The sequence below is a fragment of the Kribbella endophytica genome (genome assembly GCF_054781295.1).
Genome location: NZ_BAAGUR010000004.1, coordinates 754,876 through 770,191, shown reverse-complemented (window position 1 = coordinate 770,191; position 15,316 = coordinate 754,876). Strand labels below are relative to the sequence as shown.

At 68.5% G+C, this 15,316-nt stretch carries 15 protein-coding genes; 8 read left to right on the top strand and 7 right to left on the bottom strand.

Annotation, left to right across the window (positions count from 1 at the left end):
* Window positions 1-110 precede the first annotated feature (110 nt).
* Both ACYVIO_RS35335 and bla read left to right on the top strand, forming a co-directional pair.
* A complete protein-coding gene (locus tag ACYVIO_RS35335; protein ID WP_460655312.1) occupies window positions 111-1,610 on the top strand; it encodes an alpha/beta hydrolase in 1,500 nt (499 codons plus the stop codon).
* Between the two features lie 72 nt (window positions 1,611-1,682).
* On the top strand, window positions 1,683-2,621 hold the full coding sequence (gene bla, locus ACYVIO_RS35330; protein ID WP_460655471.1) for a class A beta-lactamase: 939 nt from the start codon (window positions 1,683-1,685) through the stop codon (window positions 2,619-2,621).
* A gap of 44 nt (window positions 2,622-2,665) precedes the next feature.
* Here the strand turns inward: bla and ACYVIO_RS35325 are convergent, their stop codons facing one another.
* From ACYVIO_RS35325 to ACYVIO_RS35310, 4 genes are all read right to left on the bottom strand, one after another.
* Window positions 2,666-4,414, bottom strand: a complete 1,749-nt coding sequence (locus ACYVIO_RS35325; protein ID WP_460655311.1) for a galactose oxidase-like domain-containing protein — start codon at window positions 4,412-4,414, stop codon at window positions 2,666-2,668.
* Window positions 4,415-4,658: 244 nt separating this feature from the next.
* Window positions 4,659-5,879, bottom strand: coding sequence for an MFS transporter (locus tag ACYVIO_RS35320; RefSeq protein WP_460655310.1), 1,221 nt, complete (start codon window positions 5,877-5,879; stop codon window positions 4,659-4,661).
* Entirely contained in the window at window positions 5,869-6,444 is a 576-nt protein-coding gene (locus tag ACYVIO_RS35315) for a helix-turn-helix domain-containing protein (RefSeq protein ID WP_460655309.1), read from the bottom strand. The genes ACYVIO_RS35320 and ACYVIO_RS35315 overlap by 11 nt, the downstream gene beginning before the upstream one ends.
* Window positions 6,445-6,530: 86 nt before the next feature.
* Window positions 6,531-7,121, bottom strand: a complete 591-nt coding sequence (locus tag ACYVIO_RS35310; RefSeq protein WP_460655308.1) for a GNAT family N-acetyltransferase — start codon at window positions 7,119-7,121, stop codon at window positions 6,531-6,533.
* 116 nt (window positions 7,122-7,237) lie between these two features.
* Here ACYVIO_RS35310 and ACYVIO_RS35305 point away from each other — a divergent pair, with 116 nt between their 5' ends.
* Entirely contained in the window at window positions 7,238-7,627 is a 390-nt protein-coding gene (locus ACYVIO_RS35305) for a methyltransferase family protein (protein WP_460655307.1), read from the top strand.
* 47 nt (window positions 7,628-7,674) lie between these two features.
* Here ACYVIO_RS35305 and ACYVIO_RS35300 read toward each other — a convergent pair whose 3' ends face one another.
* Window positions 7,675-8,265 carry a helix-turn-helix domain-containing protein gene (locus tag ACYVIO_RS35300; RefSeq protein ID WP_460655306.1) on the bottom strand — a complete coding sequence of 197 codons (591 nt, stop codon included), beginning with the start codon at window positions 8,263-8,265 and terminating at the stop codon, window positions 7,675-7,677.
* A gap of 76 nt (window positions 8,266-8,341) precedes the next feature.
* Between ACYVIO_RS35300 and ACYVIO_RS35295 the strand changes: the two genes are divergently transcribed.
* The 3 genes from ACYVIO_RS35295 to ACYVIO_RS35285 all read left to right on the top strand — a co-directional run bounded on the left by ACYVIO_RS35295 (window position 8,342) and on the right by ACYVIO_RS35285 (window position 9,529).
* On the top strand, window positions 8,342-8,611 hold the full coding sequence (locus ACYVIO_RS35295; RefSeq protein ID WP_460655305.1) for a hypothetical protein: 270 nt from the start codon (window positions 8,342-8,344) through the stop codon (window positions 8,609-8,611).
* Window positions 8,612-8,624: 13 nt separating this feature from the next.
* Window positions 8,625-9,092 (top strand): hypothetical protein, encoded by a 468-nt coding sequence (locus ACYVIO_RS35290; RefSeq protein WP_460655304.1) that lies wholly within the window; start codon window positions 8,625-8,627, stop codon window positions 9,090-9,092.
* A gap of 101 nt (window positions 9,093-9,193) precedes the next feature.
* Window positions 9,194-9,529 (top strand): PRC-barrel domain-containing protein, encoded by a 336-nt coding sequence (locus tag ACYVIO_RS35285; RefSeq protein ID WP_460655303.1) that lies wholly within the window; start codon window positions 9,194-9,196, stop codon window positions 9,527-9,529.
* A gap of 57 nt (window positions 9,530-9,586) precedes the next feature.
* On the opposite strand, the gene ACYVIO_RS35280 is transcribed toward ACYVIO_RS35285, so the two are convergent.
* The gene (locus ACYVIO_RS35280; protein WP_460655302.1) at window positions 9,587-10,516 is read right to left on the bottom strand and encodes an alpha/beta fold hydrolase; all 930 of its coding nucleotides are present in this window, start codon (window positions 10,514-10,516) and stop codon (window positions 9,587-9,589) included.
* Window positions 10,517-10,718: 202 nt separating this feature from the next.
* Here ACYVIO_RS35280 and ACYVIO_RS35275 point away from each other — a divergent pair, with 202 nt between their 5' ends.
* Window positions 10,719-11,813: an alpha/beta fold hydrolase gene (locus ACYVIO_RS35275; protein ID WP_460655301.1), complete on the top strand. Its 1,095-nt coding sequence runs from the start codon at window positions 10,719-10,721 to the stop codon at window positions 11,811-11,813.
* Window positions 11,814-11,971: 158 nt separating this feature from the next.
* A complete protein-coding gene (locus tag ACYVIO_RS35270) occupies window positions 11,972-14,728 on the top strand; it encodes a helix-turn-helix transcriptional regulator (protein WP_460655300.1) in 2,757 nt (918 codons plus the stop codon).
* Here ACYVIO_RS35270 and ACYVIO_RS35265 read toward each other — a convergent pair.
* Window positions 14,688-15,302 (bottom strand): peroxiredoxin family protein, encoded by a 615-nt coding sequence (locus ACYVIO_RS35265; RefSeq protein ID WP_460655299.1) that lies wholly within the window; start codon window positions 15,300-15,302, stop codon window positions 14,688-14,690. The two genes, ACYVIO_RS35270 and ACYVIO_RS35265, sit on opposite strands and share 41 nt — an antisense overlap.
* Window positions 15,303-15,316: the final 14 nt, after the last annotated feature.

The following is a 15,316-nucleotide window of genomic DNA, read 5'->3' as shown; positions in this document are numbered from 1 at the left end:
GCCGAGAAGTGTGCACGAACAGTTGATGTCCCGGACTGGGCCAGAAATCTAGGTTTCTTGATGACCGCAGTAATCGGCGCCCATTCTGCGCCCCATTGGAGGAAATCAAAATGCACAGGACCTTGACCATCGCCCTGGCCGCCACCGCGGTCGTGGCGGCGGCTGTACCCGCGGTGTCGATGGCGAAGGCGCCGGAAGTGTCGGCGGCGACGAAGCCGGCCGTGACGGCGAAGACGTCGCCGAGCACCCTGAAGTGGGCGCCGTGCCCGGCCGACGTCGCGCAACTGGTGCCGATCGAGTGCTCGAGCCTTCGCGTCCCGCTGGACTACAGCAAGCCGAACGGCCGCCAGATCGAGATCGCGATCTCCCGGCTGGCGTCCAAGGAGCCGGCGCAGCGCCGTGGCGTCCTGATGACCAACCCGGGCGGCCCGGGCTTCGGCGGGCTCGACTTCCCGGCCACCCTCGGCGCCTACCTCCCCAAGGACGTGCTGAACGCCTACGACGTGATCGGCATGGACCCGCGGGGCCTCGGCCGCAGTACGCCGATCACCTGCAACTTCACGAAGGAGCAGCAGGCCCGCGGCGGCTTCGGGAAGTTCGCGCACACCCTGTCCGACGTCACCCAGGAGGCGAAGTACGCGCGCAGCGTCGCGAAGCAGTGCGCCGCGTCGAAGACCGCGTGGATGATGCCGTACGTCACCACCGCGAACACCGCGCGGGACCTGGACCGGGTCCGTGCCGCACTGGGTGAGTCGACCGCCTCGTACTTCGGCGGCTCGTACGGCAGCTACCTCGGCGCGGTCTACACCACGCTGTTCCCCAAGACCACCGACCGGGTCGTGATCGACAGCGTGCTCGGGCCCGACGGGTACGACGAGCAGGCGATGCGGGCGACCGGCCGGGGAATGGAAGACCGCTTCCCGGACGTCGCGAAGTACATCGCCGCGCACCCGGAGTACAAGCTCGGCACCACCACGCGGCAGGTACGGGCGAAGTTCTTCCAGCTCGCGAAGAAGGTGCGGGCGGCGGGCTCGATCCAGGGCATCGACGAAACGACCTTCCGCACGATGACGTTCGAGTACAGCTACGCCGACGCGACGCTCGACAAGGTGGCCGTGCTCTGGCGGGCGATCGACACGAACACGCCGCTGGAGCAGAAGCCCAAGGCGGACGCGGACAACGGCATGGCGGTCCGGCTCGGTGTGATCTGCGGCGACAGCCGGTGGCCGACCTCGGTCCGTGAGTACCAGCGCAACGTCCTGGTCGACCGGATCAAGTACCCGATGCTGGGCGGCGCCTCGGCCAACATCCAGCCGTGCGCGTTCTGGGCGAACAAGCCGATCGAACCGCCGGTGAAGATCACCGACCGGGGCCCGTCGAACCTGCTCCTGGTCCAGTACGAGCGCGACCCGGGCACCGCACTGGCCGGCGCTCAGAAGATGCGCAAGGCGCTCGGGCAGCGGGCCACGATGGTGACGGCCGACGGCGGCGGTCACGGTGTCTACCCGTGGACCCTCAACACCTGCGCCAAGAACGCGGCGACGAAGTTCTTGGTCACCGGTGAGCGCCCGGCCAAGGACCTCGCCTGCGCAGCGGAGCCGAAGAAGTAGTAGAAGTCGACCACGCGGGGAGCAGCCGTCAGCAGTCGGCTGCTCCCCGCGGACGAACTTGGAGGTAGAACCATCCGTCAGCACACCCGTACCGTCCTAGCGGCGCTGTCCGCGCTCGCTGTCACCACGGTCGCCGCCTGCGGTGGTGACCCGAGCAGCACCTCGAGTGCCACCAGCAGCCCGAATTCACCCAGCCCGGCGGCCCTGGCCACGTCCAGCACGTCGGTCACCCACCCGTACGCCGCGGACTTCCAGCGCCTGGAGCGTCAGTTCACCGCGCGCCTGGGCGTCTACGCCATCGACACCGGCGACGGCCGCGAGGTTGCGTACAACGCCGACGCCCGCTTCCCGCACGCCTCGACCTTCAAGGCGATGGCCGCGGGCGCCGTACTCCGCAAGCACAAGCTCGCGGGCATGAACAAGGTGGTCAAGTACTCCAAGTCCGACCTGCTGCCCAACTCGCCGATCTCCGAGAAGCACACCGAGCTCAGCCTCGCCGCCCTCTCCGACGCCGCCGTCCGCTACAGCGACAACACTGCCGCGAACCTCCTTCTCGAGGACCTTGGTGGTCCGAAGGCCCTGGAGGCTGTACTGCGGCGACTCGGTGACGGTGTGACGCAGATGGAGCGCAACGAGCCCGGACTGAACGACTGGGACCCGAAGAACCCCCGCGACACCACGACCCCGCGCACCTTCGCCAAGAACCTCCGGTCGTTCGTCCTCGGAGACGCCCTCGGCAAGCCGGAGCGCGACCAGCTCACCACCTGGCTGAAGACGAACACCACCGGCGCCGAGGTGATCAGGGCCGGCGTCCCGAAGAACTGGGTGGTCGGCGACAAGACCGGTACTCCGGCGACGTACGGCGGCCGCAACGACATCGCCGTCATCTGGCCGCCCGGCCGCGCACCGATCGTCGTCGCGGTGTACTCCAACCGGCCCGCGGTGGACGCCGAGCCGGACAACCGCCTGATCGCCGAGGCCGCGAAGGTCGTCGCGACCACGCTGTCCTGACCGGTTCGAGCAGTTGGCCGTACCGCCCTCGCCGGTGTTGGGGGTCAGCAGCAGCAACAGGGGATGGCGGCTGACGGGGAGCCCGCGGATGCCACCGGGGTGTTTTCGACGATTCGGACCACGAGGGACTTCGACGGGATGTTGCGCCAGTCGCGGAGAGTCAGGAGGTACATGCCCGGTGGGAGGATGCCGCGGTTGGGCTCGATGGTGAGGTGTTTGCGCGTCCAGGTCGTCGTCGCGACGACCGGGATCTCCACCGAGCGCTGGTTCGGGTCTGATGAGTGGGTGACGGAGGTCAGGCGTTGCAGCGAGGCGCCGGTGACTGACGCGGGGCCGGTGAAGTCGACCCCGTAGGTGCCGCCGAGCTTCATGGTCGGGGCGACGTTGGTGATCGTCGGACGCGTCACGCCGGCCTGGAGGTACCAGGGCTTGTAGATCTCGAAGCGGGTCTCGACCAGGTCTCCGGGTGGTGCGGTGGTGCCCATGGTGAGGACCGAGCCGTCACTCAGCACCATGCAGGAGCTGTGGTACATGCGGGGCACGGTGGGGCCGGCGAGCTGTTCCCAGGCGGTGGCGCCGGCCGGGAGCCGTGCTGCTTGCAGGCGTGGTTTCGTGTTGTGGTCGGCGCCGCCGGCAACGAACGCGGAGCGGTCGGGCAGGATCGTCGCGCAGCTGTGCATGGCGGCGAAGCCGAGGTACGGGCCGGTGGTGAACTTGTGGCTCGCCGCGTTCAGGTCGACGGTGGCGGTGGTCCCGGTGGTGCCGACTCCGCAGCCGCCGCCGATGATCATCACCTTCTGGGCCTGGGCGGGGTGGAGGAGCAGCGTCGAGGCCTGGTCCCGGCAGTCCGGGTAGATCAGGCCGGGGATCGGGTAGTACGCGTTGGTCGTCCAGTTCCAGCATCCGGGTACGGCGCCCGCGCGGCCGCCCATGTTCGCGCCGAGGTAGCACAGGGTGCCGTTCTTCCTGAGCACCATTCCGGCGTACAGGGGGAAGATCCGGTTGCCGGGAAGCTTGCTCCAGGCGCCAGTGGTGGCGTTGTAGAGCTCGTTGGTCGCGGTGACCTTGCCGTTCGCGTCCAGCCCGCTGACGACGACGGGGTTGCCGACGGCGTTGACCGGACCGTTCGGGTACCAGCGGGCGACGCTCATCAGGCCGGTGGACGTGAACGTCAGGGTGGCTTCGTCGAACACGTAGGACTCGCGGATCCCCGTGTAGTACAGGCCGCCGCCGGCGTAGCGGCCGGTGCCGCCGAAGAACAGCACCCGGCCGTCGGGCAGGTGGGAGTGACCTGAACAGAACAGGTCGATCCCGGCCGGCATGGGGATCTCTTGGGGGCAGGTCCCCGGGGTGGTGGGATCCCACAGCCAGGTCTTGAAGACCTTCTGCTCGAAGAACGCTCTGCTGTTGCCCGATCCGGCGGTCATCAGGACCTTGCCGGAATTTGTCATGCTGGCATGGATCGGATTGACCTTGTAGTTGTTGACGGTGCAGTCGGCGACCACCGACCACGTCCCCGCGGTCGCAGCCGCGGCGGCCTGCCGGGTGGCGCGCACGGGTTCTTTCTCGGCGGTGGTGTGGACGTGCTCGGGCGAGTAGGCGCCGTTCGGATCCGTCAGCATGCGGCTGATGCACGCGCCGAGGTCGACCGCCGGGGTCGTGTTGCAGGTGATGCCTCGGGTGGTCGGCGCTGGAGCCGGTGGTGCCGGTACGACGGCCGCTCGGACGGCGGAGTTGGCGGTCGCGGCGCTGAGCATCGAGACGAGCATGGCCAGGGCGGCGACGGAGGCCACGCCTCGTGTGTGGTGGCGCGCCGGCCAGTGGCGTCCCCTGGCAGATTTGTTGTTCGAGGCAACGGCCTTGTTCTGTGGGCAGGCAGGAGCCGATCGTTTGTTCATGTGGAGCCCCCATCACGCTGTCGCCGAAACCTCGGCTAATCAGCACGATGCGGGGAAATCACCAGAAGTTGCAGTGAGGTGGAGGTTGTACGTCCAGGGCGGCCTCCGGGGCACGAGGGATGCCGGCGGGCGCGTGGCGTCAGAGTTCGGAGTCGCGTACTGCTGTGGCCGTCGCGGCGGTGACCGCGGCCAGCAGGCACACCACGGCGCATCCGGCGAAGAAGACGCCTGTTCCCCACGCGGCCGCGACCAGGCCGGTGACCGGGTAGAGCAGGGGGCTGAGGCCGATGGTGCACAAGGAGGTCACTGAGCCGACCCTGCCGAGATACCGGGGCTCGGTCGTGCGTTGGAGCAAGGCGTTGCCGATCGCCATCGCCGCGCCGCTGATCGTTCCGAGCGCGGCGGAACCGACGATCAGGGCGCCGGCCGTGGTGACCTGGCCCAGGGCGCCGACCAGTACGGCGGTAGCTGTCAGGGCGCCAACGAGCGCGACCCCCGCTCGCGGGGCGCGAGCTAGAGCGGTGAGCAGAATTCCGGTGACCGCACCTCCGATGCTGAACACGCTCAGGGCCCAGCCGAGGATGGCCGGACTCCAGTGCCGTTCGGCGGTCAGTAGGACCAGGCCGATTCCTACCGGACCGCTGAAGCACAGCTCGCTCAGCCCAACCACCACGACGAGACGGGCCAGTTGCCGGTGTCTCCGGAGGTACCGCAGTCCGTCGCGGAGATCGTCCAACGGTGAGCCGGTCGAGCGCTCGGCGGTCTGTCCCCGGTTCAGGCGGACGGCAAGAAGGAGACCGAAGGACAGGCTGAACAGCAGCCCGGCCAGACCGAAGCCTGCGGCGACTCCGGCGGCAGTCAACACGATCGCGGCGATCATTGGACCGACGGCGTTGCTGATCCGGACCGCCAGCACCCGCAGTCCTTGCACCCGGCCGAGTTGTCCTGGATCGGTGAGCCGGCCCGCCAGAGCCCCCACGGCAGGCATGAACAGCGCGTCGATTACGCCGAAGACCAGCGCAACGGCGTACAGCATGGGCAGTCCGCCCGGGGTGAACTGCATCAGCACGGCAGCGCAGGCGATGATCACGCATCGGGCGAAGTCGCTGCCGATCACCACTCGGCGCGGTCCGTACCGGTCGGCGATCACTCCGCCGACCAGCATCAACAGCGCGCGGGGAATGGCGCCGACGGCCAGCACCGCGCCGACCTGGGCCGGTCCGGCGATCCGGGTCACCGCCCAGGACAGAGTCAGAAAGAAGACGACGTCGCCGCTGACCGATGCGGTGTAGGCCGTCGCCCAGCGCAGGACATTGCCGTCCCGGTAGGCAGCCGTGGGGGTCGTGCCGCTATGCGTCATCGTCCGGCTCGAGCAGTGGAAACCCGTGCAGCTGAAGGGCTACTGGCGTTCCAGCCTCGCCCTCGCGGCGGCGGTACTTGTTGACTACCGCAGCGAGCTCTGACTTCAGTTCGTTGAGCTCGGCGGGGGTCAATCGCAGCGTGTAGTTGCTGAACGTTGACGCCTCGTACCACTCGTCGGGCAGCAGCGGTGCGGTGCACGCCAGCCGTCGCAGCTGCTCGCCATACGCGAGCAGTACAGCATGCAGGTATCCGCGGCTGTCCTCTCGCTCGCCAGGACCACCGTTGGCAGGATCGTGCACCGATGTCCGATGCCGGGCCTGCCACCAGCGGTCGCGCTTGGTGCCACGCTGGGTGTCCTCTTCGATCAGACCGCCGTCCGCCAACTGGCGCAGGTGGTAACTCGCCGCACCAGAGTCGATCTCGTAGTGCTCCGCGAGCTGTCGCGCCGTCGCAGGACCGCGCTGCCGCAGGTGCTCCAGCAAAGTCAGCCGCATCGGGTGAGCGAGTACCCGCAAGGCAGCCACGTCCAGGACGATGTCGCCCGTCGGCGTCTGATCACTCATGAGGCACAGCCTAACCCAGAAGAGTTCTTCTGGGTTTGTTGTAGGGTGCCTGTCATGGTCGGGGCCGTGGCACCCGCCTTCGTCGACTAGTGAGGATCCACGGTCTTCACCATGACGCAGTTCTTCAGTCCCTTCGGCCGGTCGTAGGTGAAACCGAGCCGCTCGTAGAGTCGACGGGTTCCGTTGTAGAGGAACGACGACGACATCTTCTTGGTCTGGTTGGTCAGGTCGTGCGGGTAGCTCTCGACCACGCCGCCGCCGGCCTGCGCGATCAAGTCGAGTGCACCGGTGATCGCCAGTTCCGTCACACCCTGTCGGCGGTGGCGCTTGTCGACGAAGACGCACGTGATTCGGTAGTCGGGATCCGCGGTCTTGGTGGCGTCGTACTGCTTGAGGTGGTGGAGGGTGGGGAGCTCGGCCGGCGTCCCGTACTCAGCCCACGCGATGGCCTCGTCGCCGTCCATCACCAGGGCGGCGTGCGCCCTGCCCTGCTCGACGTAGGCCTTCTTCAGGGCTCGGTTCGCCTCCGCGCCCTGACCGCGCTCGGGCCCGTCGGGGTGGAACCAGATGCACCAGCAGCCCCCGAAGATGCCGTTGTGCCGCTGCACCAGCGCATCGAAGGCCGGCCAGGTCTCGGAGCTGAGAGGCGCGATGCTGTACGACGATTCGGTGGCCATTCCGCACCTTATCCCGCCAAGTTGGCCGGGCTTGCGCAGACGAACAGTTGGCACTTGCACCTCCACTGCTGAAGGTACGGACGTCTTGTGGTCTCAGCGCCGCTACGTTGGTCCCTATGTCTTGCTTGTCGACGCCGCTGCAGGTGTCGATTCTGTGCTGGGTCGTTCTGGTGGTCGGGATCGGCCTGGCCGTGAGGGTGTGGGCGGTGCTTGCCCTCGGTGGTTCGTTCAGCACGTTCGTCCAGGTCGATGACGACCAGCCCGTTGTTGCCAGCGGCCCCTACCGCTGGATCCGGCATCCGTCGTACGCCGGTCTGCTGCTGATCTGCCTGGGATTCGGCGTTGGCATCGGGAACTGGCTGTCGGTCGTGGTCTGCGCCGTCGTCCCCGTGCCGGGCCTGTTGCCGCGGATCGCGGTCGAGGAGGCCGAACTCGTCCGGGTGCTGGGTGACCGTTACCGCGAGTACCAGAACACCACGCATCGGCTCGTCCCAGGACTGTGGTGACCGGTACAGATGCCAAGGCCGAGGATCGGCGGCATCAACGTCTTGCCCTACGGGCGGAGAGTCGTTGCCCGGACTGTCATTCGCTCGCCTGGGCGGTTGAAGATGCTGAGAATCTCTGCGGATCCGTCGCCCGTACTTCCGAACCAGTGCGGTGTCTCGGTGCTGAACTCGGCGATCTCGCCGGGTCCGAGCTCCCAGTCGTCGTCGCCAAGTACGAGGCGTAGGTGGCCGGACAGTACGTAGATCCATTCGTGGCCGTCGTGTGCTCTGAGCTCGGGGACGACTTTGCCGGCCAGGATGACGATCTTCCACGCCTGCGAGCTGTCGGGCTGCTGCGTCAACGGAATCACTGTCCGGCCCTTCACCTGACCCGGCTTGAGGCGGATCCGTGGATCGCCCTGCGCGGGCGCGGCGACGAGGTCGTCCAGCGGCACCCGATACACCTGCGACAAGGCGAGCAGCAGTTCCAGCGTCGGCCGTCGGTGTCCGGTCTCGAGTCGCGACAGCGTGCTCTTGGAGATTCCCGTCGCCGTCTCCACAGCGGTCAGGGTCATCCGGCGCTGCGCGCGCAGCCGCTTGAGCCGGCCCCCGACCCTCTCGAGAACGACGGCGATCTCCGCCGCTGAGCTGTGGTCCACGCAGTCATCTGACGCCGATTTCCCACAAACAGCAACCTTTGTGGCCGAACGCCTTGTCCAGCCCCAGTCTCGGAACATGACCACACCATCGATCGCTCCGAAACCTGTCCGGACCGCCGTACCTGGACCGCCGACCAAGCACGAGTTGGCCGTGATGATCTGGCTGGCCGTGTTTCCGACCCTGACCGCCCTCAACCTCGCGCTTGGTGGCTGGCTCGGCACGTTGACGCCGGTCGTTCGGACGCTCGTCCTGGCGACCATCGCCGTACCGATCGTCATCTACGGGCTCATGCCGCAGCTGCATCGGCTGCGCCGGCGCCTTCTGACCCGCCACGACCATGAGTAGGGGACCGCACGCCATGAACCCAGGAACCAACTCCGCCGTACGCGACGAGCTGTCCGCAGGAACGACCAGCCCGCGCGGCGATCAGGAACTGACGACCCGGCGGCTGAACATCATGCGCTGCGGGTACGCGTTCATGGGCGTGGGGGTGGCCCTCGTCAAGTGGCCGATCCTGGTTCAGGACACTCGATCGCTACCGGTGATGGACGGCGTTGTTGCCTGTCTCCTCACGGCGATGTCCTTGCTGGCGTTCCTCGGGCTCAGACACCCCGCGCGCATGCTGCCGATCCTGCTGCTCGAGGTGGCCTGGAAGGTCATCTGGGTTGGTGTGATTGCGGCGCCCCGTCTGATCGCGGGGGACCTGAACGTCGAAGCGCGCGAGGTGCTGTTCCGCTGTGCCTTCGGCGTCGTCATCCTGGCCGTCATCCCTTGGCGCTATGCCTGGCGGCGCTATGCCCGGACCGCAGGCGACGCCTGGCGCTGACAAGGCTGGTGAGGTGGACGAGGACTGCAGAGGCTGTCGGTGACGGCTCCGATTGGCGCATCGCTGTGCGGGTACTGGAAGCCATGTTTCCCGCTGAGAACTTGCGCGACTGGAGTGGCCACAAAGTCATCGATCCCGACGGCGACAAGGTCGGCGAGCTCGAGGCGGTCTACGTCGACACCTCCACCGACGAGGCCGCCTTCGTGACCGTGAAGGTCGGCCTGCTGGGAAAGCGGCTGGTGTTCGTGCCGGTTGACGGCGCCACGGTCTCCCCGAACGCGGTGCGGGTGCGCTACCCGAAGAAGCTCATCCACGAGGCGCCGTCCATCGATCCAGATGGCGAACTGACCGGAGCCGAGGAGCCGAAGGTGTTCGCCCACTACGACCTCCCGTACACCGCCACCACCGTCGGCGAACGCCGCCTGGGCCGCCGCTGACCCGTCTGGTGGGGCCGGTTCGTCCTGCGGCGTTCCGGCCCCGATCTGTTAGTGGGGTCAGGCGGACAGGAACGGGGTCAGGACTGTGAGCAGTTCTTCGGGGGCCTGTTCGGCGACCCAGTGGCCGGCGCCGGAGATCACGGCGGCCTGCACGTTGGTGGCCACGGGGCGCATGCCGTCGGCGACGTGGTCGGCCCAGCTGTCCGCGCCACCGATCGCCAGGACCGGCATCGGCAGCGGGCGGGTCGCGCGCTCCTTGTTCTGGGCCATCGTCGCGTCCCAGGCGCGGTAGAAGCCGAAGCCGCCGCGCAGCGACTCGGGGTCGGTGAAGCCCCGTACGTAGAAGTCGATCACCGGATCGGGCAACGGCTTCCCGCCTTGGATGGCGAACTCGTAGCCGAAGAAGATGTGCTCCTTGCCCTGCACGAGTTGCTCGGCGACCTTGCCGGCGCGGTTGAAGGGGATGTGCCAGATCTTGTCGTTCAGCGGCCCGGGGACGAACAGCGGCGGAGCGGGTGTTGCTCCGGGCGGCCCGGGGATCTCGGCGACGGCGAGTCGGTCGACCCGCTCCGGGTGATCAGCCGCGAGCGCGTAGCTGAGCACCACGCCGGTGTCGTGACCGACCACCGCGAACCGTTCGTGTCCGAGGGCGCTCATCAACGCGGCGAGGTCGCCGGCGAGCGTGCCCGCGTCGTACCCGTCCTCGGGCTTTCCGGTCAGGCCGAGGCCGCGCTGGTCGACGGCGATCACGGTGTGGTTCTGGGCCAGCGCCGGCATCACGAAACGCCAGGCGTACCAGTTCTCCGGCCAGCCGTGGACCAGCAGCACGGCCGGGCCGCTGCCGCCGATGACCGCATGCTGGCGCAGCCCGTCGGTCTCGATGATCCGGCTGGTGAACGTCTCGGTGAATCCTGACGGGAGATCGGGGACCTGGGTGACGGAACCGGGGCCTTCGGCAACAAGGAACTGGGTGAGATCTGCGGGCATGACAAGTCCTTTCCGAACGCTGCGGGGGATTCGGCACCTGTCGAGGGGCCTTCTTCATCGTCACGCCGAATGCCCGGGCCGGTGACCAGGGAGATCCCCTGGTCACCGGCGGCCGGGGAGGCGACCAGTGATTCCGACCGGTGTGGATCGGAGGCCGACGATCGAGGCTGGGGGCGTACCCGACCAGATGAGGAGAACGGTCATGAACAGTCCAGTGCAGGAACCGGATCCGCTCGGCGACGCCGCCACAGATCCGCGGGGCGGGGTGTCGCGGCGGATCTTCACCGGCGGCGCGGCCGCAGCTGCCGGCGCGGCGTTGGTCGGCGGACTGGCCTCGCCGGCTGCCGCGAAGACGCTGCAAGGGGTTTCGGGCGACGTCGGTACGGCGCCGCGGCTGCCGGCCGGGTTCGCGCAGACCTTCAAGAGCCGCTTCGTCCGCGCCAACGGGATCCGCCAGCACGTCGTCATCGGGGGCGAAGGGCCGCCGCTGCTGCTGGTGCACGGCTGGCCGGAGAGCTGGTACGCCTGGCGTTTCGTGATGCCGCTCCTGGCCAGGCACTACACCGTGATCGCTGTCGACCAGCGCGGTATCGGGCTGAGTGACAAGCCCACCACGGGGTACGACGCGGGCACGCTCGGTCGCGACCTCGCCGCGTTGATGACGGCGCTCGGGCATCAGCGGTTCGCGGTGGTCGGTCACGACACCGGGATGGTGATCAGCTACGCCCTGGCCGCCGACCACCGCGACCGGGTGGACCGCCTGGCCGTCGCCGAGGTGCCTGGCCCTCCCGGCGTCGTACCGGCACCGTCGTACTTCGTCGAGGCGGGGCTGAACAACAAGCTCTGGCACATCGCGCTCAACCGGGTCGACGACGAGCTCGTGGTCGACATGGTCAAGAGCAACGCGCAGGCCTACTACCGCTACGAGTTCGCGATCCAGGGTGGCGAGGCCACCCTGCCCGACTACGCGATCAGGTACTACATCGGTCTCTACACGCGGGACCGGGACATCCTGCGTGCCAGCTTCGGGTTCTACCGCTCCTGGGACGACACCCTGGAGCAGAACCTCGAGCGGATGGACACCAAGCTGACGATCCCCGTGCTCGCCATGGGAGGTGTGAACAGCTGGGGTGGCCACGTCGCGGACGGCATGCAGCCCGCGGCAACCCAGGTCACGCCCGCGGTCATCCCGGGCGCCGGTCACTGGATCGCCGAGCAAGCGCCCGCGGCAACGGTCGCCGCGCTGACGCCTTTCCTGGCGCCGTACCGGGCCTCCGCGTCCCGCCGGCAGCGCTGACTTTGCCGAGGACGTGACCGGCTCACCACTGTTCCGATGAGGTCGATCAAGCTCTACTCTGGCGGAGTGCCTTCCGTGCCGATCGGGAGGTGAGGTAGTCCGGTAGAGCTGTCACTGGGGCTGGTCAGATGCGCCCGGGCATCCCCAGTGGGAGGGACATGGGGCGACAGCTGAGCGGTGAGCGCCCCACGCCGTTGCTCGGACGGCGCAGCGAGTGCGATGCACTGGATCGGCTGGTGGCCGAGGTGGTCGCGGGCGGCAGCCAGATCCTGGTGCTGCGCGGTGACGCGGGCGTGGGCAAAAGCGCCTTGCTGGGCTACTTGTCCGGGCAGGTCGTCGGCTGGCGGATCGCCACGGTCGCGGGCGTGGAGTCGGAGATGGAGCTGGCCTACAGCGGTCTGCATCAGCTGTGCGGGCCGCTGCTGGATCACCTCGATCGTCTTCCGGGTCCGCAGCGCGATGCGCTGCGGACCGTGTTCGGGCTGACCGCCGGACCGGTTCCCGATGGGCTGATGGTCGGGCTCGCGACGCTCGGCCTGGTGGCCGAGGCCGCCGAGAAGCTCCCACTGATCTGCCTGGTCGAGGATTCGCAATGGCTGGACCGGTCGTCGGCGCGGGTCTTCGGCTTCGTGGCTCGCCGCTTGCTCGCCGAGCGAGTCGCCTTCGTCTGCGCTGTCCGTACGGGGATCGAGGACGACGTGTTCGAAGGCCTGCCGTCGCTGCCGCTCACTGGCCTCGGTGACGTCGATGCCCGTGCGCTGTTGCTGGGCAACGTGCACGGGCCACTCGACGTGGCGGTCTGCGACCGGGTTGTCGTGGAAAGTCACGGGAACCCCCTCGCGCTGCTCGAGCTGCCGCGCACCTGGAGTGCCGCGGATCTGGCCGGTGGGTTCGGGCTGCCCGAGAGTCAGGCGGTGGCCGGCAAGATCGAGCTCAGCTACCGCCGGCGCCTTCTTGCCCTGCCCTCCGATACCCGCCTGCTGGTGCTCGCTGCCGCGGCGGAGCCACTCGGCGATGCGGCAGTACTGCGCACTGCCGCGGAGTCGCTGGGCATTGCCATGGACGCCGCCGTTCCGGCGATGGATGCCGGGCTCCTCCGGATTCGTGGCCGGGTGGAGTTCGCCCACCCGCTGGTCAGGTCCGCCAGCTACCGAGCGGCCACGGTCGGGGACCGGTACCGGGTTCATCGCGCTCTGGCCGAGGCCACGGACGCTGAGGCCGACCCTGATCGGCACGCCTGGCACCGGGCCCTGGCGACGCCGGGGTTCGATGCGGAGGTGGCGGCCGAGCTCGAACACTCCGCCGGTCGGGCCCAGGCCCGAGGTGGCCTGGTGGCAGTCGCGGCCTTTCTGACCCGTGCGACCGAACTGACGGCCGAACCGGCCGGGCGGGTTCGGCTGGCGCTGGCTGCCGCTGTCGCGAACGTGCAGACGGGTGGCTTCGAGATCGCACATCGCCTTCTCGCCGCCGCCCGTAAAGGGCCGACCGACGAGCCGCAACGCGCGCAGATCGACATGGTCGGCGCGCTGCTGGCCTTCGCGTCGAAACGAGGCAGTGAGGCGACGCCGCTGCTGCTCGCGGCGGCGCGGCGTCTCGAGCCGCTGGATCTCCAGCTCGCCCGCCAGACCTATCTGGACGCCTTTTCTGCCGCCCAGTTCGCAGCCCGTCTCAACGGTGGAGTGAGCGTCGTCGACGTGGCGCGAGCTGCTCGGGCCGTGCCGCTGCCGCCTGAGCTGGAGCCCACGCCTGGTGACCTGTTGCTGGACGCGTTCAGCGCGCTCGTCGAGGATCCTGGCGGCGCGCTTCCAGCCTGTCGAGCCGCGTTGCGCAGACTCCGCGACGAACAGATCCCGAGCAGGGAGAAGTTGCGCTGGCTGTGGCAGGGCTGCGTCCTCGCGCTCGAGGTGTGGGACGACGAGAGCGCGTACGTCCTGTCGTCTCGTCACCTTCAGATCGCCAGGCAGACGGGCGCGCTGACCGAACTGCCGTTGGCGCTCGGTTCGCGAACGCCCGTCTTGGTGTTCTGCGGCGAACTCTCCGCGGCGATCTCGCTGGTCCACGAGGCGGAGTCGGTGCGGGACGCGATGGGGGTCGACGAAGCGCCGTACGGAGCGTTGATCGTCGCCGCGTGGCGCGGGCAGGTCGCCGAGGCCGGCAGGCTGATCGAGATCACCTTGCGCGAGGCGGGTGCGCGCGGCGAAGGAGTGGGCGTCGCGATCAGCGAGTACGCGCACGCCGTACTCTGCAACAGCCTGGGCCGGTACGACGAGGCGCTGCGGTCCGCGCAGCGTGCCTGTGCGGACCCGCAGGAGATGGTCGCGCACAACTGGGGCTTGTCGGAGCTGATCGAGTCCGCCACCCGGACGGGAAACACGGAGCTGGCGACGGCAGCTGCCGAGCGCCTGTCCACGAAAACACTGGCCAGCGGAACCGACTGGGCCCTGGGGATCGAAGCCCGAGCCCGCGCACTGCTCAGCGAAGGAGACGACGCCGAGCGATGTTTCGGCGAGGCGGTGCGGCACTTGAGCCGGGCGCGGGTCCGGGGCGACCTCGCCCGAGCACACCTGCTGTACGGCGAGTGGCTCCGGCGGTCGAACCGGCGCGGAGACGCGCGCGGCGAGCTGAGCACCGCGTCCGAAATGTTCGGCTCGATGGGAATGGAGGGATTCGCCGAACGGGCCCGCCGGCAGCTCGCCGTCGCGGGAGCCAAGGTGCGCCCACCCACGATCGAGACGGGCCGTCTGACCACCCAGGAGGCCCAGATCGCCCGGCTGGCCCGGGACGGACTCACCAACCCCGAGATCGGCGCCCAGCTGTTCATCAGTGCGCGGACCGTGGAATGGCATCTGCGCAAGGTGTTCAGCAAGCTCGGTGTCAGCTCCCGGCGCCAGCTCCGGGGAACGCTGATCCACTGACTGTCGATCGCCTGGCCCAGCCGTGGAACGGGGAGCGGTCGCCTGCCGCCCACGCCGCCCGGAGATCCGGTGTGCCCAGATCCCAGTCGGGCCGGATCTCCCGCGTCACAGCGCGCAGGTCGAGCCACAGGTCGTCGACGGTGGGACGGCCCCAGAACCAGTAGCCGTTGTAGATGGTGTGAATCATCAGGTCCGGCTTGAGCACGAACGTGTACGGAATCATCGGGTCGTTGTCGGAGTCGGTGTAGTCCTGGATGTCGAGGTCCCGCTGAACCGTCCGCCCGGGATCGGACAGGAAGGTCCACCGAGCACCGACCGCGGCACGGAAGTCCTGCAGGGCCGGGAGGTCGTCGGTCGAGATCGTGACCAGCTGCGCGTGGCCCACCACGACCTTCGCCTGGAACGACGCCAGGTCGAGGTGGTGCTGGTGCTCTTCGGGGCAGTGATGGCCGCGCGACAGGCTGAGGATCAGCGGATCGCGGCCCTGCAGCTCGCTGAGAGCACGAACCGTGCCGGTGTGGTCGGGCAACGCGTAGTCGGGGAGGTGGCTGCCGGCAGTGATGTCCCAACGCATGGACGACCTCCTCT

What these genes read in the sequence shown, in the direction of transcription:
- ACYVIO_RS35265 (WP_460655299.1), bottom strand. Translation starts at nt 15,302, where the DNA reads ATGCGTTGGGACATCACTGCCGGCAGCCACCTCCCCGACTACGCGTTG.
- ACYVIO_RS35335 (WP_460655312.1), top strand. Translation starts at nt 111, where the DNA reads ATGCACAGGACCTTGACCATCGCCCTGGCCGCCACCGCGGTCGTGGCG.
- ACYVIO_RS35305 (WP_460655307.1), top strand. Translation starts at nt 7,238, where the DNA reads ATGTCTTGCTTGTCGACGCCGCTGCAGGTGTCGATTCTGTGCTGGGTC.
- ACYVIO_RS35295 (WP_460655305.1), top strand. Translation starts at nt 8,342, where the DNA reads ATGACCACACCATCGATCGCTCCGAAACCTGTCCGGACCGCCGTACCT.
- ACYVIO_RS35275 (WP_460655301.1), top strand. Translation starts at nt 10,719, where the DNA reads ATGAACAGTCCAGTGCAGGAACCGGATCCGCTCGGCGACGCCGCCACA.
- ACYVIO_RS35310 (WP_460655308.1), bottom strand. Translation starts at nt 7,121, where the DNA reads ATGGCCACCGAATCGTCGTACAGCATCGCGCCTCTCAGCTCCGAGACC.
- ACYVIO_RS35320 (WP_460655310.1), bottom strand. Translation starts at nt 5,879, where the DNA reads ATGACGCATAGCGGCACGACCCCCACGGCTGCCTACCGGGACGGCAAT.
- ACYVIO_RS35315 (WP_460655309.1), bottom strand. Translation starts at nt 6,444, where the DNA reads ATGAGTGATCAGACGCCGACGGGCGACATCGTCCTGGACGTGGCTGCC.
- ACYVIO_RS35280 (WP_460655302.1), bottom strand. Translation starts at nt 10,516, where the DNA reads ATGCCCGCAGATCTCACCCAGTTCCTTGTTGCCGAAGGCCCCGGTTCC.
- ACYVIO_RS35270 (WP_460655300.1), top strand. Translation starts at nt 11,972, where the DNA reads ATGGGGCGACAGCTGAGCGGTGAGCGCCCCACGCCGTTGCTCGGACGG.
- ACYVIO_RS35290 (WP_460655304.1), top strand. Translation starts at nt 8,625, where the DNA reads ATGAACCCAGGAACCAACTCCGCCGTACGCGACGAGCTGTCCGCAGGA.